The organism is Caldicellulosiruptor sp. DIB 104C (genome assembly GCF_028198085.1).
Lineage (GTDB): Bacteria > Bacillota > Thermoanaerobacteria > Caldicellulosiruptorales > Caldicellulosiruptoraceae > Caldicellulosiruptor > Caldicellulosiruptor saccharolyticus.
In genome coordinates this window covers 1,235,512-1,259,275 of sequence record NZ_CP116337.1, presented here as the reverse complement: position 1 = coordinate 1,259,275, position 23,764 = coordinate 1,235,512, and the positions used below count along the sequence as shown (strand labels likewise).

The following is a 23,764-nucleotide window of genomic DNA, read 5'->3' as shown; positions in this document are numbered from 1 at the left end:
GTTGAGTTAGCAAGTAGACTTAGAATAGGTGAACTTTTAGCTTTGCGCTGGAAAGATGTGAATTTTAAGGATGGATACATTGAAGTTAGAAGGACACTGCAGCAAGTAAAGATTTTTGATGGTAGTAGCTCCAAAAAGACTGCACTTGCTTTTCAAAAGCTAAAAACAGAGGCTGGTAAAAGAATAGTACCTTTGCCACCAGTAATAATTGAAGAGTTAAAGCAGCACAGGAAAAAACAGTTAGAAGAAAAATTAAAAGCTGGAATGCTTTATGAAGATAATGATTAGTATTTACAACAGAGTTTGGCACTCCAATTGACATAGGGAAATTTGAAAGGCTTTTTTACAGAATAAGAGAAAAAGCAGGTATTGACAAAAGAGTAAATTTTCATACACCAAGACACACATATGCAACAAGGCTTTTAGAAGCGAACGAACATCCAAAAGTTGTTCAAGAGCTTTTAGGACACAAAGATATTTCTACAACCCTCAATATTTATTCTCATGTTATGCCTGAAATAAAGAAAGCTGCTGCAATGAAATTAAACAGCTTATTTGAGGATATAAAAACAAAGGGTAACCACTCCTAAGATAGTGGAGTAGTTACCCTAAAATTTTACAGTTTCTCGGGTAGCAGTAAGATAGCTGTAGAAAATGCACTTGTTATATTTTACCTATCCTCAAACCCCTTGATTTTATTGGAGCTCCATGGGGGATTCGAACCCCCGCCCAGTCGATTACGAATCGACTGCTCTACCACTGAGCTAATGGAGCAAGTACAATAAAATTATAATATCTATCTTGACAATAAATCAAGAGTTATTATATTAATTTAAAATGTTAAACCTCATCTCAGCATACAAAATGATGAAAGGAGAATTCTAATACTATGAATGCTCTTATAGATTGTATTCACTGTTATTTAAAACAAGCTGTTTCATGCATGGAAATGGCTAATATACCTGACGAGAGAAAGAAAGAAGTTTTGTATGAGCTAATGGACTTTATAAAAACTTTAAATCCACAGGATTCACCAGCTTATAATTCTTCACTTGTTTTGCTTAAAACGTATGAAATAATACAAAATAACGATCCCTATTACTCTGCGAAAAAGCAATCAAATGCTTTGGCACTTGAACTTTTCGAAAGTGTAAGAAAAAAGGTTTTTGAATCAAAAGATCCACTTTATGAGTCTCTAAAGGCTGCTGTAGCGGGCAATGTAATTGATTTAGGCATAAAAAGAGAGTTTGACATCGAAAGTGAGCTTTCGCACGCTTTTGATTTCGGATTTTCGATAGATGACTATCCTCTCTTAAAAAAGAAGCTTCAAAACAGTAAAAACATTGTGATTGCAGGAGATAACGCAGGGGAGATTGTGTTTGACAAAGTTTTAGTGGAAGTATTAAATCAAATGAGCAAGAATGTATATTACATAGTAAAGACAAAACCTATACTAAATGACGCAACATTAGAAGATGCAAAAGAAGTTGGCATGGATAAAGTTGCAACCATTGTGGAGACAGGTTTAGGCTTGTTAGGTATTCCTAAGGAATTTGTATCATCTCAGCTTAAACAGTTAATCTTAAATGTGGATATTGTAATTTCAAAAGGTCAGGCAAATTTTGAATCCTTAGATGAATTTGAGGAAATTCAAGACAATATATTTTACCTTCTTAAAATTAAATGTGAATACTTGGCAAAGAAACTTAATTTCAAACATGGAGATTTAGTGTTAATCAATGGAGAAAATTTAAAAAAAAGAAAGTGACAAACAACCCAGTGCTATTTTAAGTTTCCTTTTTTGTAAAATTCAAAATTCTTTTTATCCTGCAAGATTATATGGGAAAAGTTGACAGGATCATAAGTTGTAAAAAGTTTATAACCTTCATCACAGCACTCATCACATGCATCATGTGGTATTGTGATTGCAAAAACCTTATAATTCAAACAACGCGACTCAATAGTTATTAACCCTGAGCATTTGTTGCAAATTTTAATGTTCTCAAGCTGCTGCTCTAAAAATCCCATGGTATCGTAGTATATTGATTTTTTTCGTGTATAATATTTCTGGTATTTTTTCTTGAACTCATGTGCAGTCTGTTCTTTGTTTTTCCATATGGTGTACACGTTTTCGCACAATCTTTTAATATATTCACTTATTTTTGGAGATTGTCTTAACTTTTCATAGTCATAGTCAGGCTCTTTTATATTAGAATAATCAATACCAGCAAGGGCAAATATTATACCAAGATTGACATATGGAAGAGCACTTTCAACAGAGTACCCACCTTCTAACACTGAAATATGAGGGTTTAATCTTTCGGTGAGTTTAGCATATCCTTGCGCTGAAAAGTTCATATTTGTCAAGGGGTCTGAATAATGATTATCCTGTCCAGCTGAATTTATGATAATGTCAGGTTTGAATTCTTCTAAGATAGGGAGGATCAAATTTTCTAAGCAATATAAAAATCCTTCATCAGAAGTATATGGTGGCAAAGGCAAATTGAGAGTGTATCCAATTGCAGCGGGGCCCCCTACTTCATCTATAAATCCACTGCCAGGATAAAGAGTTCTTCCATCTTGATGCAAAGAAATGAACAGAACATCTTTGTCATTCCAAAATATATCTTGTGTTCCGTCCCCATGATGGCAGTCTGTGTCAATGATTGCTATTCTGCCAATTTTATACTCTTTTCTCAAGTACTCAACCATTATTGCCTCATTGTTTATTATACAAAAACCTCTGTCACCATAGGTTATCCTACGAGCATGATGACCAGGTGGGCGAATCAAAGCAAAACCTTTTTCGACTTTTTTTGAGATAACCTTCTTAGCTATGGTAATAGTGCTACTTGCGGCAATTTTATGTGAAATGGTTGCAATTGAATCAAAGTTAGGGACACAAAAGTGTGTAAGATTTATATACTTCTCGTCAATTATTTCAGGATTAAATACAAATACATTCTCATAGTCAAAAAAACCTTCTTCTTCAATTTGGTCAATGGTGTAAAGAAGTCTCTCTTCTCTTTCAGGATGTGTAGGGGTAATTCTCCAGTCAAATGCAGGAAAGAGGATAAGCCCAAGCTTGTTCTGTGCTCTTTGCATTTTGAAGACCTCCATTTATTTTAATTCTTGAAGTTTAGGTTTTAGCTGTGCCTTTATCTTGATTATCTTTCCACAATATCTAAAATTTCTAATCATATTAAACGAATTCTCCTCGACAATTTCTATATCATCCGCTGAAAGAGCATCACCTGCTTCTATAATCTTGTTTATCAAAAAATCCTTTGCTTGAGCAAGAGAAAAATCTATATTAACACTTTCATACTTATCAAGCTCAGGTATATAAACTTTTCCTTGTTCTGTATCTGCAACCAAATTATATTCTCTTGAGACTGAGCCAAGCGCACACCCTATTGCGTTTGCCACCATATAATATCGAGGAACTTCTACTTTAATTTTTAACTCTTTTTCTAAATGTTTACTTATCAAATCAGCTGCTCCACCAATTACTACTATTTTTTTGGGGATGAATTTCTCACCATATAAAAGTTTTTGAATTGTATAAATGGGGGTGTTATTGATGTAATCAATCCCTTCTTCTATTTTTTTACAAATTGTATTTAAAGCTACCTTTACTACTTTATTGCAAAAGAGCTCAAGTGGCATATTTGCTTTATTTGACAAATTTTTAAGTCGACTTTGTGCTTCATCATCCGAAGAAGAATTTAGATACTGTAACACGTCAGTAAAGGTAACAATATTTTTTCTATTGATATTACAAGATTTTACTGTTTCAGGACCAACTGAGATGGAATCTTCAACTTTTACTATGCTATCACCACCTATTCCTACAGACCTTGAATAAATAGCACGGACTAAGGTTGGGTAATTTGCTATTCTTGCCCCATACTGTTCTAAAACAAACTGGCCATTGCAGACAAATGAAATATCAGTAGTTGTTCCACCAATGTCAATTATAACTGCATCAGAAAGAGGTTTTGATAAGATGTAGCCGCCTTGTGCTGAAGCTGCGGGGCCTGATAAGATTGAGAAAATGGGAAATTCCTTTAAATTTTCTAAATTGACAATTCCTCCATCTGGTTTTTGTATAAATACCAAGTAAGAAGGTATATTTTTTTCCTTTAAGAACTCTAAAATGGCATTGCACAATGCCTTAAAATTACTATAGACAGCTGAATTTAAATATGTAGAAAATACTCTGCGCGGGAAGTTCAATTTACCAGAAATCCTATGTCCTAAAGAAACAAACTCAAAACCATGTCTTTTTACGATATCATAGACATCGATCTCGTGCTTTGGATTTCTAACAGAGAACTTGCACGCAATTCCTATGTTCTTTATATCAGCTTTTTTGAAGATCAAAATTGCCTTTTCTACTCTCTCCCTGTTGAAACTCTTAACCTCAATACCTCTGTTGTTTATATAGCCGTCAAGCAAGATATTAACATCTGCACACATGAGAAAATCTGGATTTGCTCCAATGCCGTTTTCAATTATCATTCCAACCTTGTCAAGCTTGTTCTGGACGATTGCATTTGTGGTAATTGTAGTGCTAAGCACAATACGACTAAGATTGGAGATATAATCTTTTGTTATAAATTCTTCTAAGCTTGTCAATATAGAAAAAAGAAGGTCTTCACCACGTTTAAATTTTCTGTGGTCCACAACATTGTTGTTCTCAATTGCAACAATGTCAATGTTTGTTCCACCCACATCAAGACCGATTATCATTTCAAATTCACCTGCTTTTTAGAATGGTGTACAATTATTATTATAACCCTTTCTTGATTTTATGGGTAAAAATACTTTAAAATAAATAGTGCAAAAAAGTTTTTACGCTTTGTTTTAAATGTTTTGAAAGGAATGATTGTATCACAATGATTAAAAGTATGACAGGCTATGGTGGCTCTAAACAGGTTACACAGCAACGAGAATACTCGGTTGATATAAAAAGTGTAAATCATAGATATTTGGAGATAAACCTGCGGGTACCAAAGGAATTTATTAAATTTGAAGGTGATATAAAAAATCTCATATCAAGATATATTCAACGTGGAAAAGTTGATGTATATGTGAGTTTTAAAAGTTTTAGTGAAAAAGATTATAAAATAACACCAAATTTAGGATTATTAAAGCAGTACTTAGAAGCAATAAATATTGTAAGAGAGAACTTTCTTGAGGTCCAAGACGATTTTAGCTTGTCAACCTTCATAAAACTTCCAGATGCACTTGTGATTGAAAATCAAGAATTTGATAGTGACGTAATAAAAAATGAGCTTTTGAGTTGTATTGAAGTTGCGTTGAAGAACCTTGATAGCATGAGAAAAACTGAAGGTGAAAATTTAAAAAGAGACATATTACAAAGAATTGAAAGGATAAATGAGATAGTACAAAAGATAGAGAGATATTCTGCATCTCTTGTAGAGAGCTATCGTGAAAAACTCTATAAAAGAATAAATGAGTACTTTGAGCTAAAGAATATTGATGAAAACAGGCTGATGTTAGAAATAACACTTTTTGCAGACAAGAGTGATATTACAGAAGAGTTGGTGAGGCTAAAAAGTCATATAGTGCAGTTTGTAGAATGTTTAAATGCAGGTGGAGTTGTTGGTAAAAAGCTTGACTTTATTATCCAAGAGATGAACAGAGAAGCAAATACAATTGGTGCAAAGTCAACAGTATATGAAATTTCAAACTGTGTTGTGTACTTAAAAGATGAGCTTGAAAAAATCCGTGAGCAAGTTCAAAATATTGAGTAGAGGTGAGTTTCTTTGAGTAACAGTGGTAATATAAAACTTATCAACATTGGATTTGGGAACATAGTTTCGGCAAACAGACTGATTGCAATTGTTAGTCCTGACTCTGCTCCAATAAAGAGAATAATCCAAGAGGCAAGAGAAAGAGGGATGCTAATTGATGCAACATATGGAAGAAGAACACGGGCAGTAATTATAACAGATTCTGACCATGTAATACTATCCGCTGTTCAGCCAGAGACTGTTGCGCACAGGGTAATTGAACCGGAAGAAGATTTTGAAGAAGATATTGATGTTGAGGATGAGGTTGACAAGAGATGAAAGAAGGACTTTTAATTGTTATTTCAGGTCCAGCGGGTGTTGGGAAGGGCACAGTTGTGGGCAAACTATTAGAGAGGAATCCTAATATTAAACTTTCAATTTCAAAGACAACAAGAAAGCCAAGACCTGGTGAAAGAGAAGGTGTTAACTATTTTTTTGTCTCTCGGCAGCAGTTTGAGGATGATATAAAAAACCACAATTTTTTAGAATATGCTGAGTATAACAACAATTATTATGGTACACCTAAGGATTTTGTTTTGGAAACATTGAAAAATGGCTTTGATGTAATATTAGAGATTGAAACCAAAGGTGCTTTGCAAGTCAAGTCTACATTTGAAGATGCGGTGCTCATATTCATATTACCCCCCTCTATGAAAGAGCTGTATAATAGGCTTAAAAAAAGGGCAACAGAAACTGAAGAGGAAATTGAAGCAAGGCTTAATATTGCAAGAGGCGAAATTAGACTTTTGCCCAAGTATGACTATTGTGTTATTAATGACAATGTTGACAAAGCTGTTGAGGCAATTGAAAAGATTATTGAAGTGGAAAAGCTTAGGACAAGAAGATTTGATGTACAAAGTTTTTTAAGGGAGTGAAAGAGGATGTTACTTCGACCAGGGCTTGATGAACTTTTGCAATATGTTGACAATAAATATACACTGTCTGTGCTTGTTGCAAAGCGTGCAAGACAACTTTTAGAACAAATGCAAAAAAAGGTGGATATAAACTTAGAATCAGACAAATACGTCACAATGGCAGTAAATGAGATTGCCTCTGGTAAGATTTCTTATAAGTATATAAAGCCGGTGAAAAAGAATGAGTCTAAAAAATAAAAACATCTTGATAGGAATATGTGGCGGGATTGCAGCATATAAAGTGTGTGAGCTTATAAGGTTTTTAAAAAAGTCTGAGGCAAATGTAAAGGTAATTATGACCAATAATGCACAAAGGTTTATAACTCCTTTGACAGTGCAAACTCTTTCGCAAAACAGAGTTTATCTTGACACATTTGAAAGTGAGTATTTTTATGATATAGAGCACATATCATTGACAAACTGGGCAGATATCTTAGTTGTAGCTCCTGCAACAGCAAATGTCATTGGAAAGTTTGCAAATGGCATTGCTGATGACCTTTTGACAACCACTTTTTTAGCATTCAATAAGCCTATTTTAATTGTTCCTGCAATGAATTCAAACATGTTTGAAAACAAAATTGTACAGGCAAATATACAAAAACTAAAACAAGTTGGCATAAATGTTTTAGAACCTGAAGCAGGACTTTTAGCTTGTGGAGCATATGGGAAAGGACGTTATCCTGAAAATCAAAGAATTGTAATTGAAATTGAAAGACTGCTTGAAAAAAAAGATTTGGATGGCAAAAGGGTTCTCATTACAGCCGGCCCGACAAGAGAATACTTAGATCCTGTGAGGTTTATTTCTAACAGGTCATCAGGTAAGATGGGTTTTGCATTAGCAGAAGAAGCCTATAAAAGAGGTGCAAAGGTTACTCTCATATCGGGTCCTGTAAACATTCGAACTTATGCAGATGTCAAGATAGTCAACGTTGAGACAGCCTCTGAGATGTATGAGGAAGTAAAAAGTATAAAGGATAAATATGACATACTCATATTCTCTGCTGCAGTTGCAGACTTTAAACCAAAAAACTTTAGAGAATCGAAAATAAAAAAGGAACAAGAACAAGAACTACAGATTAAACTTCAGAAAAATCCTGACATTTTAAAATATGCGGGGGAGACTAAGAAGGATTGGCAAATTGTTGTAGGATTTTCGGCTGAGACAGAAAATCTAATTGAAAATTCCAAGAAAAAACTTTATGAGAAAAATGCAGATTTGATTGTTGCTAACAATGTTTTACAAGAAGGTGCTGGGTTTGATGTAGATACAAACATTGTTACGCTAATCTCAAAAGAGAAGGTTTTAGAGCTTCCTAAGCTTAGCAAAGAAGAAGTGGCAGGCAGAATATTTGACTTCATAGTAGATTACCTCTGCAGAAAGTAGCAGAGGTAATACTTTTAATGGGTGGAGTTTTTTATGATGATTGTTGAGGTGTGTATTAATTATCAAGATGCAAATGTGGACAGGACATTCGACTATTTGGTCCCAGGACATCTTGAAGAACTTGTTGAAGTTGGTAAAAGAGTGTATGTAAACTTTGGAGTTTCAAATAGGGTTGTAGAAGGACTTATTATCAATGTAAAAGAAGATACAAATGTTGAAAGAGAAAAACTAAAGTGTGTGCTTGCTGTAATTGACAAAATTCCAATTGTTTCAGATGAGCAAATAAGACTTGCATTTTCCATAAAAAATTATTATGCCATTAGATTGGGACAAGCATTGGGCTTGATTGTTCCTCCGTTTGTGAGCAATAACGAAATATACATGATTTGTGCTCAACAAACTTCAGATTTGACCTTAGAAAATGAACTTAAAGAAATTTACAATAGAATTCTAAAGAGGCCAGTTTCAGCAAATTCAAGATTTGCAAAAGAAAATAAAGATAAAATTATGAACTTGTTTTTAAAAGGATTACTAAAATTTGAATTAAAACTATTGAAGAGTTCAAATGAAGAAAAAAAAGACACATTAGTTGAACCTCAATATAGCTTGACAGAAGACCAAAAGAAAGCTCTTGAATTAATAACCTCTACGTTTGACAAAGGAATATACAAAAATATTCTTTTGTTTGGAGTAACTGGAAGTGGAAAAACAGAAGTATATATTCAAGCAATGAGATATGTGATTAGCAAAGGTAAAAGCGTAATTCTTATGGTACCTGAAATCTCACTGACGCCACAAATGATTCAGAATGTCAAAAGAAGAATAGAAAGTGAAGTTGTTGTATATCACAGTAAGATGAGTAGTTTACAAAGACAGAGAGCCTGGCTCAAGCTAAAAAGTGGAGAGGCAAAAGTAGTAATTGGGCCAAGGTCTGCAATATTTGCTCCGGCAAAAGAGTTAGGACTTATAATTGTTGATGAGGAGCATGAGACAAGTTATAAATCCGAAAAATCACCTCGTGTAAATGCTGTAGAAGTTGCTCAGATGCGAGCAAAAATAAATAGTATACCAATTGTTTTAGGTTCAGCAACTCCAACAGTTGAACACTTTTATTATGCACTAACAGGAAAATATGCTATTTGTACTTTGAGAGAGAGAATAAACAAGGCACTACCAGAGGTATTTGTGGTTGACATGAAAAAAGAGATCTTAGATGGTAACAAATCAATCTTTAGTAGGCTTTTATTAAGTGAGATAGAGAAGAACTTGCAAAGAGGAGAACAGGTTTTACTTTTCCTGAACAGAAGAGGGTATTCTCCCATTGTGATATGCCGTGAGTGCGGCTATGTTTACATGTGCAAAAATTGTAGTATCTCACTTACTTATCATAAAGACGGATATTTGAGGTGTCATTATTGCAATTACAAACAAGAGTATACAAGTATATGTCTAAAATGTGGCAGCAAATATGTCCGCCAGTATGGAAGTGGTACTCAGAGAATAGAAGATGAGATAAAAACGTATTTTAAAGACGCAAGAGTGCTACGCATGGACAAAGACACTACCACGAGAAAAGATGCAGTTGAAGAGATTTTGAGCAAATTCAAGTCAAAAGAAGCCGACATCTTGGTAGGTACTCAAATGATTGCAAAAGGATTGCACTTTCCTGATTTGACTTTGGTTGGAGTGATAAATGCTGATACCATTTTAAATATGCCAGATTTTAGAAGCAAAGAAAGGACATTTCAACTTCTTACTCAGGTGGCAGGGAGAGCTGGAAGAGAAAAACAAGGAAGAGTAGTAATTCAGACATTTAACCCTGACGATTATAGTATAGTTGCAGCCTCAAATCATGACTATGAAAGCTTCTTTAGAGAAGAGGTAAAGATTCGCAAAACAATGGGATATCCACCATATTCATATATTGTAAATTTCATTGTAGTATCACAAAATGAAGGCTATGCTAAAAAAGGGATAGAAATTGTGTATAGATTACTTGAAGAATGTACAAAGATTGTTAATTTCAAAATTTACGGGCCCAGCGAAAGTCCAATTTTCAAGGTTGAAAATCAATATAGGTATCATATACTTGTCAAGTTTGAAAAAGCTTTGCAGATGATTGATATAGCCAATACGATAAAAGAAAGATATAATTATAATAATGCTGAACTCATAATTGATGTTAATCCTTTAAACACACTGTAAACAGGAGGGTAAAAGATAGAGAAGATGGCTTTGAGAAAGATAAGGATTTATGAAGATGAGATACTTCACAAAAAGTCTAAAACTGTTGAGAAGTTTGATAAAAGGCTACATGACCTTCTTGACGACATGAAAGAGACAATGTATGAGGCAAATGGGATTGGACTTGCTGCACCACAAGTTGGAATTTTGAAAAGAGCCATTGTGGTTGACCTAGGTGATGGTGCAATTGAGCTTGTAAATCCACAAATAGAGTATTCTGAAGGAAGTCAGATAGATATCGAAGGGTGTCTTTCTGTTCCAAATGTATGGGGAGAGGTTGAAAGACCAAAAAGAGTGATTGTAAGAGGACAAAACAGGCACGGAGAAGAGATTAAAATCGAAGCTGAGGATTTGCTTGCAAGAGCTTTGTGCCATGAGATAGACCATCTTGATGGAATCTTGTTTATTGACAAGGTGATAAGGTTTGTTACTGAGGAAGAAATTGAAAAAAGACGCTCAAAAGAGCAAAAGATGGATTTGGAGTAATATTGCATAGTTGATAAAAAATATTTGCTTTTTGAAAGGAGATAAGATGAGCCTTGGACATTGTTTTTATGGGCACACCAGATTTTGCAGCAAATATTTTACAGAAATTAATTGAGGAACCGCAATTTAATATAAAACTCGTAGTAACTCAGCCCGACAAGCCAGTTGGAAGAAAACAGATTTTAACCCCACCACCAGTCAAAGAATTTGCGTTAAAATTTAATCTTAATGTAATCCAGCCAGATAGGTTAAAAGGCAATGAAGAGTTTTTTGAAGTCTTGAAAAAGATAAATCCAGAGGTAATTGTGGTTGTGGCTTATGGGAAAATACTTCCAAAAGAAGTTTTGCAAATACCGAGGCACGGATGTATTAATGTGCATGCCTCGCTTTTGCCTGAATACAGAGGTGCTGCACCTATTCAAAGAGTGCTGATGGATGGGAAAAATTATACAGGCATTACAATTATGAAGATGGATGAAGGGCTTGACACGGGAGATATTCTACTTCAAGAGAGAATAGAAATAGAGCAAAATGATGATGTTATAACCCTTTCTAAGAAGTTGTCTGAGCTTGGTGCAAAGCTTTTGATTGAGACTTTAAAGAATATCTCAAATATTGTGCCAGTAAAACAAGACTCTACAAAAGCCACATACGCTCCTCCAATTGATAAAAAGGAAGGTCAAATTTCTTGGGATATGAGTGCAGTGCAGATTTACAACAGGTTCAGAGCTTTAAAAATTTGGCCTGGCATATTTACAATTTATAAAGGGAAACTTCTAAAGATTCATGAGATGGAGATTGCAAAACTTGACAATCTTGAAAATGTACAAAATGGCACAATATTGGGAATTAATGAGACCGGGATTCTTGTTAAGGTAAAAGGTGGTGTAATTAAATTAAAAGAACTTCAATTAGAAGGCGGCAGAAAAATGAGTGCAAGAGATTTTGTTAACGGGTATAAAATAAAAAAAGGTGATATTTTGAGCTAAAAAAGGAGAGGTTTCTAAAATGTTTTACTACTTTGACCCAATGTATTTAATCTTTGCGATCCCTGCATTTTTGATTTCAATATTTGCCCAAATAAAAGTTCAAGCAGCTTTTTCAAAGTACTCTAAGATGAGAAGTTTTTCTGGGCTGACAGGAGCAGAGGTTGCAAAAAGTATCCTGTGGGCAAATGGTATTTACGATGTTAAGGTGGAATATGTCCCTGGTCTTTTGACAGACCATTATGACCCACGCTTTAAGGTTTTGAGGTTATCAAGCGGTGTATTTGATTCAAATTCAATTGCAGCAATAGGTGTTGCTGCCCATGAAGCAGGTCATGCAATACAGCATTACGAAAGATATCCTTGGCTTTCTTTGAGAAGTGCAATGGTCCCAGTTGTAAATATAGGTTCAAACCTTGCGTTTCCGTTAATATTAATAGGTCTTTTGTTCAGAAACGGTGATATTTTTATAAATCTTGGAATACTTCTATTTTGTCTTGCAGTTTTGTTTACCTTAATTACTTTGCCAGTTGAGGTAAATGCAAGCAAAAGGGCTATTCAGGCCTTGAAATTGGCAGGAGTGGTTATGCCTTCAGAAGAAGAGGGTGTTAAGAAGGTTTTGAGGGCTGCAGCAATGACATATGTTGCAGCCGTCGCTGTTGCAATACTTCAGCTTTTATATTATTTAAGCTTAGTTCAAAGAAGAAGGGATGATTGAAGATTAATACGCGCAGCGCTGCTTTTTCAGTCATTTTTGAGATTGAGAGTAAAAAAAATATAAATGCAGATACTTTGATGGAAAAGTACCATCAAAAGCTCAAAAAAACAAAAGATAGAGCACTTTTTGTTGAGCTTGTACATGGTGTGCTAAGATATAAAAACCTTCTTGACTATTATATAAACTTTGTTGCAAAAAAAGGTGTAAAGGACAAGAAAATACTTAACATTTTGAGAGTTGCAACATACGAGCTATTATTTCTTGACAAGATTCCAGACTATGCTACAGTCAGTGAAGCATGTGGGCTTGCAGAGAAGGTCAATAAAAATCAAAAGGGCTTTGTCAATGCGATATTGAGAAACATAATAAGGAGAAAAGACGAAATAGAAAAAGCACTTGAAAGAGTAAAAGAGGTAAACATCAAGGATTTTCTTTCTATAAAACTTTCATACCCTAAGTTTTTGATTGATTATTTAGAAAAGTCTTATGGATTTGATAAGACAGTAAAAATTTTGGAATTTTTAAATACAAAACCACTGCAGAGTATAAAAATAAATACAAAAAAAATAAGCCAGGCAGAATTTTTAAAAAAGCTTGAAGCCTGTGGGTATGAGTATGAAGTGCCAGAACTAAATAGAGAGATTGTTTATATTGTCAAAGGTAATATAAAAGAAAGTGAACTTTACAGAGATGGTTACTTTTATTATCAAGACCTTGCCTCTTCATTCATTGTAAAATGGAACAGAGATGATTTTGAAAAGGCAAGCTCCATTTTGGACTTATGTGCAGCGCCAGGTGGTAAGACATTTAACTGTGCAGAGGTAACAAGAGGTTTTGTTGTTTCATGTGATGTAAATAAGTCAAAGATTGAGCGTTTGAGAGAAAATCTATTGAGGCTTGGCTTTGACAATGTTGTAGTTGCTGAAAATAACGCTCTTACGTTGAATGAAGATTTTGTAGGGAAATTCGATATTGTAATTGCAGACCTTCCATGTTCTGGTTTTGGAACAATTAGAAAGAAGCCCGACATTAAATGGAATAAAACAAAAGAAGATATAGAGAACTTACATGAGCTTCAGCTAAGAATGCTTGACAATGCAGCACAGTATTTAAAAGATGGTGGTATAATATTTTACAGCACATGCACGCTTGGACACAGGGAAAATGAAGACACTGTATTAAGATTTTTAGAGAAACATAAGGATTTTAATCTAATCTCTCAAAATACAATATTTCCTGATGAATATAAATGTGATGGATTTTTTATTGCAAAACTCAAGAAAGAAGGCAAAGCATAGTATGAAAAGGCTCATTAAAGATTTTACCTTGGATGAGCTAAAAAAATGGGTGGAGGAGACAGGAGAGAAGCTATTTCGTGCTAACCAAATTTTTGAATGGTTGTACAAAAAGAATGCGACTGATGTAAATTCATTTACTAACATTCCAGCTCAATTGCGAAAAAGAATAGAAGAAGAGTTTATTTTGAATTCTTTGAGGGTTGTAAAATATGAAAGTGATGGTGAAAGCATAAAGTTTTTGCTTGAGCTTGTTGATGGCAATGCTATTGAGTCTGTTTTTTTGCCATACAAGTATGGTAATGCAATATGTATCTCAACCCAGGTTGGTTGTAGGATGAAGTGTGCATTTTGTGCCTCAACCATTGGTGGCATGATAAGAAATCTTTCTGCAGGTGAGATGGTAGACCAGATAGTCAATGTTGAGAATGTCACAAAAAAGAGAATTTCTAATGTTGTTTTGATGGGGAGTGGTGAGCCTTTTGACAATATTGAAAATGTGTTTAAGTTCATTGATATTATAAATTCTAAAGAGGGAAAAAATATAGGCGCGAGGCATATAACAATCTCAACTGTTGGGATTATAGAGGGAATTTACAAGCTCTCTGAGTATCCTAAACAGGTAAATCTTGCAATTTCTCTTCATGCCCCAAACAACTATTTACGAAACAAATTGGTCCCAATGAATAGAAAATATCCTATTGAGGATATATTAAAAGCTGTTGACTACTATATTAGTAAAACAAATAGAAGAGTGACATTTGAGTATGCATTAATAGATGGAATAAATGACTCAATTGAATGTGCAAACGAACTTGCTAAAATGTTGTCAGGGAAACTTGTCCATGTTAACTTAATTCCTGTAAATCCAATAGATGGAAGAGACTTTAAAAGACCACCAAAAGAGAAAATTAAAGAATTTTACAATATTCTTATGTCATCTGGTATTCAAGTGACAATAAGAAGAGAGTTAGGAAGTAGTATTGCTGCAGCGTGTGGTCAGCTACGATCAAGACATTATAATATATCCGAAAAATAGGAGATGAAGTATGTGAAGTACGTTGCACTCTCAGAAATAGGGAATGTGAGAACAAATAATGAGGACTATTATTTGATATTTAAGTCAAATGATGATAGTTTTAGCATATTCTTGGTTGCAGATGGTATGGGTGGTCACAATGCAGGTGAGGTTGCAAGTAGCCTTGCCTGCAAATATGTCCTGGAGTATCTTTTGATAAATCTAAAAAGGTTTAATGAAATAGCAAAAGAGGTTATAAAGGAAGCATATTCTTATGCAAATCAAAAGATAACAGAGCTTCAGGTTGAAAATCCGCTATGGTTTGGAATGGGGACAACCTTGGCGGGGGTATTTCTTCTCAAGGGCAAGGTAATTATTAGCAATGTAGGTGATTCAAGGGTTTATCTTATTAATGCAGAGAAGATAATGCAAATAACAGAAGATCATTCATTAGTTTATGAAATGTACAAAGATGGTAAAATTACAAAAGAGGAGATTTATACTCATCCACAGAAGAATATAATTACACGTGCAATTGGCGTAGACAAAGAGATAGAAATAGATATATATGAGCTTACACAGGAAGAGCTGGGGGAAAGATGGTGTATTTTACTGTGTACAGATGGGCTTACTAACATGGTTCCAGAATCTTACATAAAAGGGGTTTTTACGAAAAATACATTTGAAAAAGTAGGAGAAGTGCTAATAAACAAGGCACTTGAAAATGGTGGCGTTGACAATATAACAGTACTCTATTTTACCGCTTAGGGAAGACCATTTCAAAGAATTTTTTCAAGAAGGTGATGGTTGAAAATGGATGATTTTGTTATAGGTAATAGGTACAGTGTTATTGAAAAGTTAGGCAGTGGTGGTATGTCGATTGTATACAAGGCAAAGGACAAAGTACTTAACAGACATGTTGCTATAAAAGTATTAAGAAGTGAATTTGCAAATGATGAGGAGTTTTTGTCAAGATTTAGAACAGAGGCTTTAGCTGCAGCTTCGCTTTCACATCCAAATATTGTATCTATTTACGATGTTGGTGAGCAAGAAGGTATGCACTACATAGTAATGGAATATGTAAATGGGAAAACACTGAAAGAATTTATCAAAGAGACAGGAAGAGTCAGTACAAAAGATGCAGTTACAATTGCAATACAGGTTTTGAGAGCACTGGACCATGCGCACAAAAAGGGAATTGTTCACAGAGATATAAAGCCACAAAACATTCTAATTGACGAAAATGGAATAGTTAAGGTCACAGATTTTGGCATAGCACGGGCTGTTTCAACCGGAACCATAATAAATACAAATCTGACAATAGGGTCTGTTCATTATTTTTCACCAGAGCAAGCAAGAGGTGGATATGTTGATAATAGGTCTGATTTGTATTCGCTTGGAGTTGTATTATATGAGATGGTGACTGGCGTTTTGCCATTTGATGGCGATACCCCTATATCCATTGCATTAAAACATTTACAAGAACAGCCAATTCGTCCTACTATATACAACCCGGATATTCCACGTAGTTTAGAGGCAATTATCCTAAAAGCTATGCAAAAGGATGTACTTTTAAGATACCAATCTGCAACAGAGATGATGCAAGATTTGAAAAATTCATTAATTGAGCCTGAAGGGGATTTTGTAAAGATAGAAACTCATGAAAATGTTGCAACAAAGCAGTTTCAACTTGAACAATTGAAGTCAAAAGATATAGTTTTAGAAGGTGAGAAAAAGCAAAAAGCAAACAAAAAAGATTGGATATACGTTGTAAGTGGTATTTTAACTGCTTTAGTTATTGTTGCGATTGGCTGGCTAATATTTTATAATGCTATTGGAAAGAGTTTAACACCACAAGATAACGAAATTACAATGCCAGATCTTGTTGGATATTCAGTTGATGATGCGAAAAGCAAATTAGATGAGCTTGGACTAAAGTTTACAATAGAGGAACAAAACGACCAAGCTGAAAAGGGGACAGTTATAAATCAAGAGCCGGCTGCGGGCATTAAAGTTAAAAAAGATACAACTGTAAAACTTACAGTTAGTAAAGGACCAGAGATGGTACGTGTACCAGATGTTGTTGGACAAAATGTGAAGGATGCGGAGATTGATTTGACTAATGCTGGGCTTAATGTAGAGATAAAAAGAGATTATTCTGATAAACCTGTTGACACTGTTATCTTCCAGCAGCCTTCTGCTAACGAATTGATTGAGAAAAACGGAACAGTAGTATTGACTGTGAGCTTAGGGCCTAAGATTGAAAAGGTGCCTGTACCTGATGTTACTGGTTTAGATATAGCTTCTGCAAAAGAACTTTTGCAAAAAGCAGGTCTAAATACTGGCAGTATCACATATAAAGAAGTAACTGACAGTGACTCTAACATTGTTATAAGCCAGCTACCTGTTGCAAATACTCTTGTGGACAAAGGTAGCAGTGTTGACTTAGTAGTTTCCCAAAAGGTTGAACAAAAAAATACTGCTAAGATTATCATAAAAACAGTTATTTTACCTTCTGATTTAAATGAAGCAAATGTAAAGATTGTTGTTGTCTCAAACAACAATGAAAGTATTGTATTTGATAGAGTTGTGAAAAAAGAAGAAACTCCTTTGCAGGTAAAGGTACCAATCACAGGACCATCAACTATTAGAATGTATATCAATGACCAATTATCATCAGAGGAGATGGTGGAATAGAGCTATGGAGATAAATGGGGTTATTGTAAAAGCAATTGCGGGTTTTTATTACGTCTATGACCGTGAAGGTACCATTTATGAGTGCAAAGCACGTGGAGTGTTTAGGAAAGATGATATAACTCCGCTTGTGGGAGATAATGTTACAATTGTGGAAAAAGCAAAAGGAGCTTATGTAATAGATAAGATTCTTCCGCGGAGAAACCAGCTTATAAGACCGCCAATTGCAAATGTAGATACTGCAATTGTTGTAGTAGCTTCTGTTTTCCCTGAGGTTTCTTTCATTACCCTTGACAAATTACTTGTAAATGTTTTAAGAGAAAAAGTTAAACCCCTTATCTGTGTTAATAAGGTTGACCTTGACAATGGCAAGACATTAGAGGTTGTAAAAAATCAGTATGGTATATTTGAAGTCATAGGAGTGTCTGCAAAGACTGGTGAAGGAATGGAAAAATTAAAAGAGCATATCAAAGGAAAGATATCTGTTTTTGCAGGCCAGTCAGGTGTAGGAAAAACATCTATTTTGAACTGTTTAATCCCCGGTTTGAATCTTAAGGTTGGGGAGATTTCTAAAAAGATTGAAAGAGGAAGGCACACCACAAGGGTGGTTGAACTTTTACGAGCAGGTGAAGACACATATATTGCCGATACACCAGGCTTTAGTTCAATAGAGATTACGGGAATGCTCAAAGATGAGCTAAAGTACTATTATCCAGAATTCTATGATTACGAGAATTGTAAATTTCCAGGATGTAATCATATCTTTGAACCAGAATGCGGTGTAAAAGCAGCTGTAAACGATAGGAAGATAAACTTTGAGAGGTATGAACGTTACAAGCAGATATTTATGCAGCTTCCTGTCCAAAAGGAATATGATTAAAACTAATGTGACAAGCATATTTACTTTAAAGGGGAGGTTTTTTAAGTTGTCGGTAAAAGTTGCACCATCAATCTTATCTGCTGATTTTTCAGATTTAAAAAGTGAAGTTAAAAAGCTTGAAAAAGCTGGTGCTGATTTGGTACATATAGATGTTATGGATGGGTGTTTTGTTGAGAATATTACAATTGGTGCTCAAGTTGTAAAGGCATTAAGAAGGCATACAAACCTTTTTTTTGATGTGCATCTGATGGTCATAAATCCTGAAAAACATATTGACAAATTTATAGAAAGCGGAGCTGACAACATCACAGTACATGTAGAAACTACTCATCATTTAGATGCTCTTTTAAATAAGATAAAAGGTGTTGGTAAAAAAGCAAGTGTTGCAATAAATCCTGCAACTCCAATTTGCCTAATCGAGAATGTGCTTGAAATGGTGGATATGGTCTTGGTTATGACTGTAAATCCTGGATATGGAGGACAGAGGTTTATTCCTTACACCTTAAAAAAGATTCAAAATTTATCTGAGATAAGGAAAAAAGAAGGATATGGTTTTGAAATTGAGGTAGATGGAGGTATCAACGAAAAGACTATTGTAGAGTGTGTAAAGGCAGGTGCAGATGTAATTGTTGCTGGATCGTATGTGTTTGAAAGTGGAGATGTAGAAAAAGCTATAAACAAATTAAAGAATTCATTGAAGGAGTTTAGGTAATAATAAAATTGAATGGATTCTTGTTAAAATAAATGTAAGATGGTATAATATATATAATCAGTTCTGTTGACATAAAGTAAATTAGCAAGAGAGTGGGTATCCCCCACTCTTTAATATTGTTTAGAGGAAATTTCTTTGTTGAAAATAAAGTTTTTGAAAGGAAGGATTAAGTGTGTCAAAGGTGACCAAAAGGGTAGAGGAGCTTGTGAAACCCATTTTAGAAAAATATGGTTTTGACTTAGTTGATATTGAGTTCAAAAAAGAAGGGAAGAACCATTTTCTGAGAGTGTATATAGACAAGCCTGGTGGAATTACAATAGACGACTGTCAACGTGTGAGTGAAGAATTGTCTAATAAGCTGGATATTGTTGATCCTATACCTTTTAGCTATTATTTGGAGGTTTCATCACCGGGAGTTAACAGACCGCTTGTGAATGACAGAGATTTTGTAAGGAATAGGGGAAGGGTGGTTGACGTTTTCTTGAAACAGCCAATTATGAATACTACCAAGCTAACAGGTGAGCTTGTCGAGAAGAAAGAAGATGTGCTGATTATAATGGTAGATGGAGAAAATATTTCTGTCCCATTTGAGAATATAAAGAAGGTAAAGGTTGCGATAAGATTCTAAGAAAAGACAAAGGGGGCTTTTAACAAAAATGACAAAGAAAGAACTAACTACAGATTTTCAGGAATTATTTTCTGCAATTGATGAACTTGAGAGGGAATATAAGATTGAAAGAGAGTATATCTATTCTGTTTTAGAATCTGCACTTTTAACTGCTTATAAGCAGGTAAGAGGGATAAGGGACAAGAACCTTTCAAATGTAAAGGTTTCAATTGACCCTGAAAAAGGCGATGTGAGAATTTTTGAATACAAAAAAGTAGTAGAAAATGTAAAGGACAAAAGGAACGAAATCTCGGTGGAAGATGCACGGAAGATTGACAAACGCTATCAGATTGGTGACATTGTTGCAATAGAGGTTCCAATCTCAGACTTTAGCCGAAAAGCTGCAATGACGGTAAGACAAACAGTTATAGGAAAGATAAGAGAGAAGAAAAGAAATATTATATTTGAAGATTATTCAGCCAAGATTGACAATATTGTAACAGGGGTTATTCAGAGAATAGACAAGAAAAACGTCATTGTTGAGATAGAAGGTGGGAAGGTAGAAGCAATACTTCCAATGGAAGAGCAGATACCAGGTGAGGAGTATAAGCCGGGGACAATGATGAAGTTTTACCTTGTAGATGTCAGGATTCCTCCAAAAGAAAAAGAACCAATTGTTTATCTTTCAAGAACACATCCAAATTTGATTAAGAGACTTATGGAAAATGAAGTACCAGAGATTCAAGAAGGGATAATCGAGATAAAAGGGATTGCAAGAGAGGCTGGATCAAGGTCAAAGGTTGCAGTTTATTCTAACAGTTTAAAGGTTGACCCTGTGGGTGCTTGTATTGGCGAAAAGGGAATAAGAATTCAGAATGTTCTGAGACATCTTGGAAGTGAAAAGATTGATATAGTGAAATGGAGCAATGACATAGGTGAGTTTATCAAAAATGCGCTCAGTCCTGCGGAGGTTGTTCATATTGATTTGAATTTGGTTGAGAAAAAGGCATTTGTACTTGTTCCAAATGACCAGTTATCGCTTGCTATTGGGAAAGGTGGACAAAACGCACGGCTTGCGGCAAAGCTCACTGGTTGGAAGATAGATATAAGAGGTAAATAAAGTGAGTGGGGTGAAAAGGTGCAAGAATATGTCCCACACAGAAAATGTGTTGGCTGTCAAAAGATAAGACCAAAATACCAGCTTTTGAGGATTGCTAAAAATAATGATGGTATTTTCATAGATGAAAAACAAAGGCTACCAGGAAGAGGAGCATATCTTTGTAAAAATAGAAAATGCTTGCATCTTGCAAAGAAGAAAAAGGGGCTTGAGAGGTCTTTGAAGGTAGCTATTCCTAAGGAGTTTTATGACGTGGTTGAGAAGTTTTTTGCTGAGAATTTTAAAAAATCGGCGGAGGTGTCAGAATGACAAATAAGCTTAGGATATATGAGTTTGCAAAGCTTTTAGAGATTCAAAATAAAGATTTGATGGATATACTTAATAAGTTAAATATTGAACACAAAAGTCATATGAGCGCTTTAGAGGAAAACGATATTAACCTTGTTTTAGAATATATCTTGCAAGAAAAGGAAAAAGAATATGCAGAGAAGAGAAGAGAAAGGTTACCAAGTCATAAGGAAGGTCGTTCAGGTGAAAGGCATACAAAGACTCATGATGAGAAAAAACACATAAGACATGGTGAAAAACCGTCGCATGCTTATGACAAGAGAGTAGAACAAAAAGTATCGCAGAAATCTCAACAAGAGGTTAGACAAAAGCTTAACAGAGAAAGAAGAGAAAAACATCAAGAAGCGATTCCAAGAGAAAGTGGCAAAAAATTTGAGAGCAAAGAGAAAAAGGCTACCGTACATGCTCAAAAGGTTGTGGAAGTCTTTCCACAACAAGAGCCTGAAAAAAGACAGACAGCAAAACCAAAATATGAGGTTACAAAAGAACAAAAGATTGAAAAAAGATATCAGGATAAAGCCGCAACAAAGCAAAAAGCTGAAAAGGCTACTAAACACAAAAAGCAGCTATTTCATGTTGATGAACTGACTCAAGAAGAGGTTACTGTTGATAGAGAAGAACTTGAAAAGATTGACAAAGAGGTAGAGGATACCTTATTAGAAGAGGAGTACTTGCAAGAAAAGCATGTGAGACGTGGCAAGAAAGAGAAACTCAAGAAAAAGTCAAAAGAACAGAAAGAGGTATTAAAGCTTCAAACAAAAACTCTTCAGGAAGAGAAGAAGGAAGAGATTGTAAAAATTCCCCAGAAAATTACTGTTGGTGAGTTTGCAAATCTTATAGGTAAACCTGCTGCCGAGGTCATTAAAAAACTTATAATGCTTGGTGTGATGGCAAATATTAACCAAGAAATAGATTTTGATGTGGCCTCTTTAATTGCAGAAGACTATGGGTTTAAGGTTGAAAAAGAAATAATAAAGAGCGAAGAGGAGATACTTTTAGAAGATCAAGAAGATACACCAGAATCTTTGCAACCACGTCCACCTGTTGTAGTTGTAATGGGTCATGTTGACCATGGTAAGACATCACTGCTTGATGCGATACGAAAGACAAATGTTACAGAAAAAGAAGCAGGTGGCATTACCCAGCATATTGGTGCATCTGTTGTTGAAGTAAACGGTAGAAAAATAACATTTTTAGACACACCTGGTCATGAAGCATTTACTGCTATGAGAGCTCGTGGTGCACAGGTAACTGACATTGCAGTCTTGGTTGTCGCAGCAGATGATGGTGTTATGCCCCAGACAGTTGAGGCAATAAATCACGCAAAAGCAGCAAATGTGACAATTATAGTTGCTATTAACAAGATTGACAAACCAGAGGCAAATCCAGAGAGAGTAAAACAACAACTTTCTGAGTATGGTCTTATACCTGAAGAATGGGGTGGAGATACTGTATTTGTAAACGTCTCTGCTAAAAAGAAGATAGGTATAGACCATTTACTGGAAATGATTTTGCTTGTTGCCGACCTGCTTGAGCTCAAAGCAAATCCAAACAGGCCAGCTCGTGGTAGAGTAATAGAAGCAAAGCTTGACAAAGGAAGAGGACCTGTTGCCACAGTTTTGGTTCAAAAAGGTACACTTAAAGTAGGCGATTATGTAGTTGTTGGCAGTACATGGGGAAGAGTAAGAGCAATGATTGATGACAAAGGGCAAAGAATTAAAGAGGCAGGGCCTTCCATGCCTGTTGAGATTTTAGGGCTTGAAGATGTTCCAACTGCTGGCGATGAGCTTGTTTGTGTAAAGGATGAAAAAACAGCAAAAACAGTTGCTCAAATTCGCCAAGAGAGACTCAAAGAAGAAAAAATGCAGCAAAGCAAGATTTCACTTGATGAACTCTTTGAGAGGATTCAAAAAGGACAGTTAAAAGAACTAAGGGTTATAATAAAAGCAGATGTTCAAGGATCTGTAGAAGCTTTAAAATCGGCAATTGAAAGGCTTTCAAACGATGAGGTTACAGTGAAGGTAATCCATGCAGCTGTTGGTGCAATTACAGAATCAGATGTGACTTTGGCTTCTGCATCAGATGCCATAATAATTGGATTTAACGTAAGACCAGAAGTTGGAGCGATGTCTCTTGCAGAAAAAGAAAAGGTTGATATCAGAATGTACAGAATCATATATGATGTTATAAATGACATAGAAGCAGCAATGAAAGGTTTGCTTGAGCCTGTTTATAGAGAAGTAATAATTGGTCATGCTGAGGTAAGGCAGATATTCAAATCTTCATCTGTTGGCACAATTGCTGGATGTTATGTTTTAGACGGTAAGATAGCAAGAACGTCTAATGCACGAATTATCAGAGACGGTGTTGTTGTATATGAAGGGAAATTGGCTTCGCTCAAAAGGTTCAAGGATGATGTAAGAGAGGTTGCAGCTGGGTATGAATGTGGCATGACATTTGAAAAGTTCAATGATATAAAAGAAGGAGATATTGTTGAAGCATACGAGATGCAAAAGGTTGAGAGTTAAAATATAAAGAG

Annotated in this window: 24 protein-coding genes and 1 tRNA gene; 22 read left to right on the top strand and 3 right to left on the bottom strand. The window is 35.0% G+C overall.

Annotation, left to right across the window (positions count from 1 at the left end; translation table 11 throughout):
* The first annotated feature begins 42 nt into the window (after positions 1–42).
* Positions 43–288 (top strand): hypothetical protein, encoded by a 246-nt coding sequence (locus PGC14_RS06250; RefSeq protein ID WP_271629796.1) that lies wholly within the window; start codon positions 43–45, stop codon positions 286–288.
* A 26-nt stretch (positions 289–314) separates the two neighbouring features.
* Positions 315–590 (top strand): tyrosine-type recombinase/integrase, encoded by a 276-nt coding sequence (locus PGC14_RS06245; protein ID WP_307189054.1) that lies wholly within the window; start codon positions 315–317, stop codon positions 588–590.
* Between the two features lie 109 nt (positions 591–699).
* Here PGC14_RS06245 and PGC14_RS06240 read toward each other — a convergent pair.
* Positions 700–774 (bottom strand) — tRNA-Thr (locus tag PGC14_RS06240).
* Positions 775–889: 115 nt separating this feature from the next.
* On the opposite strand from PGC14_RS06240, the gene PGC14_RS06235 reads away from it, so the two are divergent.
* Entirely contained in the window at positions 890–1,768 is an 879-nt protein-coding gene (locus PGC14_RS06235; protein ID WP_271629795.1) for a damage-control phosphatase ARMT1 family protein, read from the top strand.
* A gap of 14 nt (positions 1,769–1,782) precedes the next feature.
* Here PGC14_RS06235 and PGC14_RS06230 read toward each other — a convergent pair whose 3' ends face one another.
* Entirely contained in the window at positions 1,783–3,105 is a 1,323-nt protein-coding gene (locus tag PGC14_RS06230) for a histone deacetylase family protein (RefSeq protein ID WP_271629794.1), read from the bottom strand.
* A gap of 15 nt (positions 3,106–3,120) precedes the next feature.
* The gene (locus PGC14_RS06225; RefSeq protein WP_271629793.1) at positions 3,121–4,755 is read right to left on the bottom strand and encodes a hydantoinase/oxoprolinase family protein; all 1,635 of its coding nucleotides are present in this window, start codon (positions 4,753–4,755) and stop codon (positions 3,121–3,123) included.
* A 146-nt stretch (positions 4,756–4,901) separates the two neighbouring features.
* On the opposite strand from PGC14_RS06225, the gene PGC14_RS06220 reads away from it, so the two are divergent.
* The 19 genes from PGC14_RS06220 (at position 4,902) to infB (ending at position 23,753) form a co-directional block, all read left to right on the top strand.
* Entirely contained in the window at positions 4,902–5,783 is an 882-nt protein-coding gene (locus PGC14_RS06220; RefSeq protein WP_039764448.1) for a YicC/YloC family endoribonuclease, read from the top strand.
* Positions 5,784–5,813: 30 nt separating this feature from the next.
* A complete protein-coding gene (gene remA, locus PGC14_RS06215) occupies positions 5,814–6,101 on the top strand; it encodes an extracellular matrix/biofilm regulator RemA (RefSeq protein ID WP_039764634.1) in 288 nt (95 codons plus the stop codon).
* A complete protein-coding gene (gmk, locus tag PGC14_RS06210) occupies positions 6,098–6,697 on the top strand; it encodes a guanylate kinase (RefSeq protein ID WP_271629792.1) in 600 nt (199 codons plus the stop codon). Before remA ends, gmk begins: the two co-directional genes overlap by 4 nt.
* Positions 6,698–6,703: 6 nt before the next feature.
* The gene (rpoZ, locus tag PGC14_RS06205) at positions 6,704–6,934 is read left to right on the top strand and encodes a DNA-directed RNA polymerase subunit omega (RefSeq protein ID WP_011917605.1); all 231 of its coding nucleotides are present in this window, start codon (positions 6,704–6,706) and stop codon (positions 6,932–6,934) included.
* Positions 6,918–8,120: a bifunctional phosphopantothenoylcysteine decarboxylase/phosphopantothenate--cysteine ligase CoaBC gene (gene coaBC / locus PGC14_RS06200; RefSeq protein WP_271629791.1), complete on the top strand. Its 1,203-nt coding sequence runs from the start codon at positions 6,918–6,920 to the stop codon at positions 8,118–8,120. The genes rpoZ and coaBC overlap by 17 nt, the downstream gene beginning before the upstream one ends.
* A 33-nt stretch (positions 8,121–8,153) precedes the next feature.
* Positions 8,154–10,325, top strand: a complete 2,172-nt coding sequence (priA, locus tag PGC14_RS06195; RefSeq protein WP_271629790.1) for a replication restart helicase PriA — start codon at positions 8,154–8,156, stop codon at positions 10,323–10,325.
* A gap of 24 nt (positions 10,326–10,349) precedes the next feature.
* On the top strand, positions 10,350–10,850 hold the full coding sequence (gene def / locus PGC14_RS06190) for a peptide deformylase (RefSeq protein WP_039764444.1): 501 nt from the start codon (positions 10,350–10,352) through the stop codon (positions 10,848–10,850).
* Between the two features lie 68 nt (positions 10,851–10,918).
* Positions 10,919–11,839: a methionyl-tRNA formyltransferase gene (gene fmt / locus PGC14_RS06185; protein ID WP_271629862.1), complete on the top strand. Its 921-nt coding sequence runs from the start codon at positions 10,919–10,921 to the stop codon at positions 11,837–11,839.
* Positions 11,840–11,858: 19 nt separating this feature from the next.
* Positions 11,859–12,554: a zinc metallopeptidase gene (locus PGC14_RS06180; RefSeq protein WP_039764442.1), complete on the top strand. Its 696-nt coding sequence runs from the start codon at positions 11,859–11,861 to the stop codon at positions 12,552–12,554.
* Positions 12,551–13,852 (top strand): 16S rRNA (cytosine(967)-C(5))-methyltransferase RsmB, encoded by a 1,302-nt coding sequence (rsmB, locus tag PGC14_RS06175; RefSeq protein WP_083931426.1) that lies wholly within the window; start codon positions 12,551–12,553, stop codon positions 13,850–13,852. Before PGC14_RS06180 ends, rsmB begins: the two co-directional genes overlap by 4 nt.
* 1 nt (position 13,853) lies before the next feature.
* Complete coding sequence (gene rlmN, locus PGC14_RS06170) at positions 13,854–14,888, top strand: 23S rRNA (adenine(2503)-C(2))-methyltransferase RlmN (protein ID WP_039764441.1); 1,035 nt, start codon at positions 13,854–13,856, stop codon at positions 14,886–14,888.
* 3 nt (positions 14,889–14,891) lie between these two features.
* Entirely contained in the window at positions 14,892–15,635 is a 744-nt protein-coding gene (locus PGC14_RS06165) for a Stp1/IreP family PP2C-type Ser/Thr phosphatase (protein ID WP_039764440.1), read from the top strand.
* A gap of 45 nt (positions 15,636–15,680) precedes the next feature.
* Entirely contained in the window at positions 15,681–17,564 is a 1,884-nt protein-coding gene (pknB, locus tag PGC14_RS06160) for a Stk1 family PASTA domain-containing Ser/Thr kinase (RefSeq protein WP_039764439.1), read from the top strand.
* 4 nt (positions 17,565–17,568) lie between these two features.
* The gene (rsgA, locus tag PGC14_RS06155) at positions 17,569–18,441 is read left to right on the top strand and encodes a ribosome small subunit-dependent GTPase A (RefSeq protein WP_039764438.1); all 873 of its coding nucleotides are present in this window, start codon (positions 17,569–17,571) and stop codon (positions 18,439–18,441) included.
* 46 nt (positions 18,442–18,487) lie between these two features.
* On the top strand, positions 18,488–19,153 hold the full coding sequence (rpe, locus tag PGC14_RS06150; RefSeq protein ID WP_039764437.1) for a ribulose-phosphate 3-epimerase: 666 nt from the start codon (positions 18,488–18,490) through the stop codon (positions 19,151–19,153).
* 172 nt (positions 19,154–19,325) lie between these two features.
* Positions 19,326–19,781 carry a ribosome maturation factor RimP gene (rimP, locus tag PGC14_RS06145; protein WP_271629789.1) on the top strand — a complete coding sequence of 152 codons (456 nt, stop codon included), beginning with the start codon at positions 19,326–19,328 and terminating at the stop codon, positions 19,779–19,781.
* Between the two features lie 28 nt (positions 19,782–19,809).
* On the top strand, positions 19,810–20,880 hold the full coding sequence (gene nusA / locus PGC14_RS06140; protein WP_039764434.1) for a transcription termination factor NusA: 1,071 nt from the start codon (positions 19,810–19,812) through the stop codon (positions 20,878–20,880).
* 18 nt (positions 20,881–20,898) lie between these two features.
* The gene (rnpM, locus tag PGC14_RS06135; protein ID WP_039764433.1) at positions 20,899–21,186 is read left to right on the top strand and encodes an RNase P modulator RnpM; all 288 of its coding nucleotides are present in this window, start codon (positions 20,899–20,901) and stop codon (positions 21,184–21,186) included.
* The gene (gene infB, locus PGC14_RS06130; RefSeq protein ID WP_039764432.1) at positions 21,183–23,753 is read left to right on the top strand and encodes a translation initiation factor IF-2; all 2,571 of its coding nucleotides are present in this window, start codon (positions 21,183–21,185) and stop codon (positions 23,751–23,753) included. Before rnpM ends, infB begins: the two co-directional genes overlap by 4 nt.
* Positions 23,754–23,764 lie beyond the last annotated feature (11 nt).

What these genes read in the sequence shown, in the direction of transcription:
- pknB (WP_039764439.1), top strand. Translation starts at nt 15,681, where the DNA reads ATGGATGATTTTGTTATAGGTAATAGGTACAGTGTTATTGAAAAGTTA.
- PGC14_RS06235 (WP_271629795.1), top strand. Translation starts at nt 890, where the DNA reads ATGAATGCTCTTATAGATTGTATTCACTGTTATTTAAAACAAGCTGTT.
- PGC14_RS06225 (WP_271629793.1), bottom strand. Translation starts at nt 4,755, where the DNA reads ATGATAATCGGTCTTGATGTGGGTGGAACAAACATTGACATTGTTGCA.
- rlmN (WP_039764441.1), top strand. Translation starts at nt 13,854, where the DNA reads ATGAAAAGGCTCATTAAAGATTTTACCTTGGATGAGCTAAAAAAATGG.
- infB (WP_039764432.1), top strand. Translation starts at nt 21,183, where the DNA reads ATGACAAATAAGCTTAGGATATATGAGTTTGCAAAGCTTTTAGAGATT.
- rsgA (WP_039764438.1), top strand. Translation starts at nt 17,569, where the DNA reads ATGGAGATAAATGGGGTTATTGTAAAAGCAATTGCGGGTTTTTATTAC.
- PGC14_RS06230 (WP_271629794.1), bottom strand. Translation starts at nt 3,105, where the DNA reads ATGCAAAGAGCACAGAACAAGCTTGGGCTTATCCTCTTTCCTGCATTT.
- PGC14_RS06180 (WP_039764442.1), top strand. Translation starts at nt 11,859, where the DNA reads ATGTTTTACTACTTTGACCCAATGTATTTAATCTTTGCGATCCCTGCA.
- priA (WP_271629790.1), top strand. Translation starts at nt 8,154, where the DNA reads ATGATGATTGTTGAGGTGTGTATTAATTATCAAGATGCAAATGTGGAC.
- def (WP_039764444.1), top strand. Translation starts at nt 10,350, where the DNA reads ATGGCTTTGAGAAAGATAAGGATTTATGAAGATGAGATACTTCACAAA.
- rpoZ (WP_011917605.1), top strand. Translation starts at nt 6,704, where the DNA reads ATGTTACTTCGACCAGGGCTTGATGAACTTTTGCAATATGTTGACAAT.
- PGC14_RS06220 (WP_039764448.1), top strand. Translation starts at nt 4,902, where the DNA reads ATGATTAAAAGTATGACAGGCTATGGTGGCTCTAAACAGGTTACACAG.
- coaBC (WP_271629791.1), top strand. Translation starts at nt 6,918, where the DNA reads ATGAGTCTAAAAAATAAAAACATCTTGATAGGAATATGTGGCGGGATT.
- fmt (WP_271629862.1), top strand. Translation starts at nt 10,919, where the DNA reads ATGGGCACACCAGATTTTGCAGCAAATATTTTACAGAAATTAATTGAG.
- PGC14_RS06165 (WP_039764440.1), top strand. Translation starts at nt 14,892, where the DNA reads ATGAAGTATGTGAAGTACGTTGCACTCTCAGAAATAGGGAATGTGAGA.
- nusA (WP_039764434.1), top strand. Translation starts at nt 19,810, where the DNA reads ATGACAAAGAAAGAACTAACTACAGATTTTCAGGAATTATTTTCTGCA.
- gmk (WP_271629792.1), top strand. Translation starts at nt 6,098, where the DNA reads ATGAAAGAAGGACTTTTAATTGTTATTTCAGGTCCAGCGGGTGTTGGG.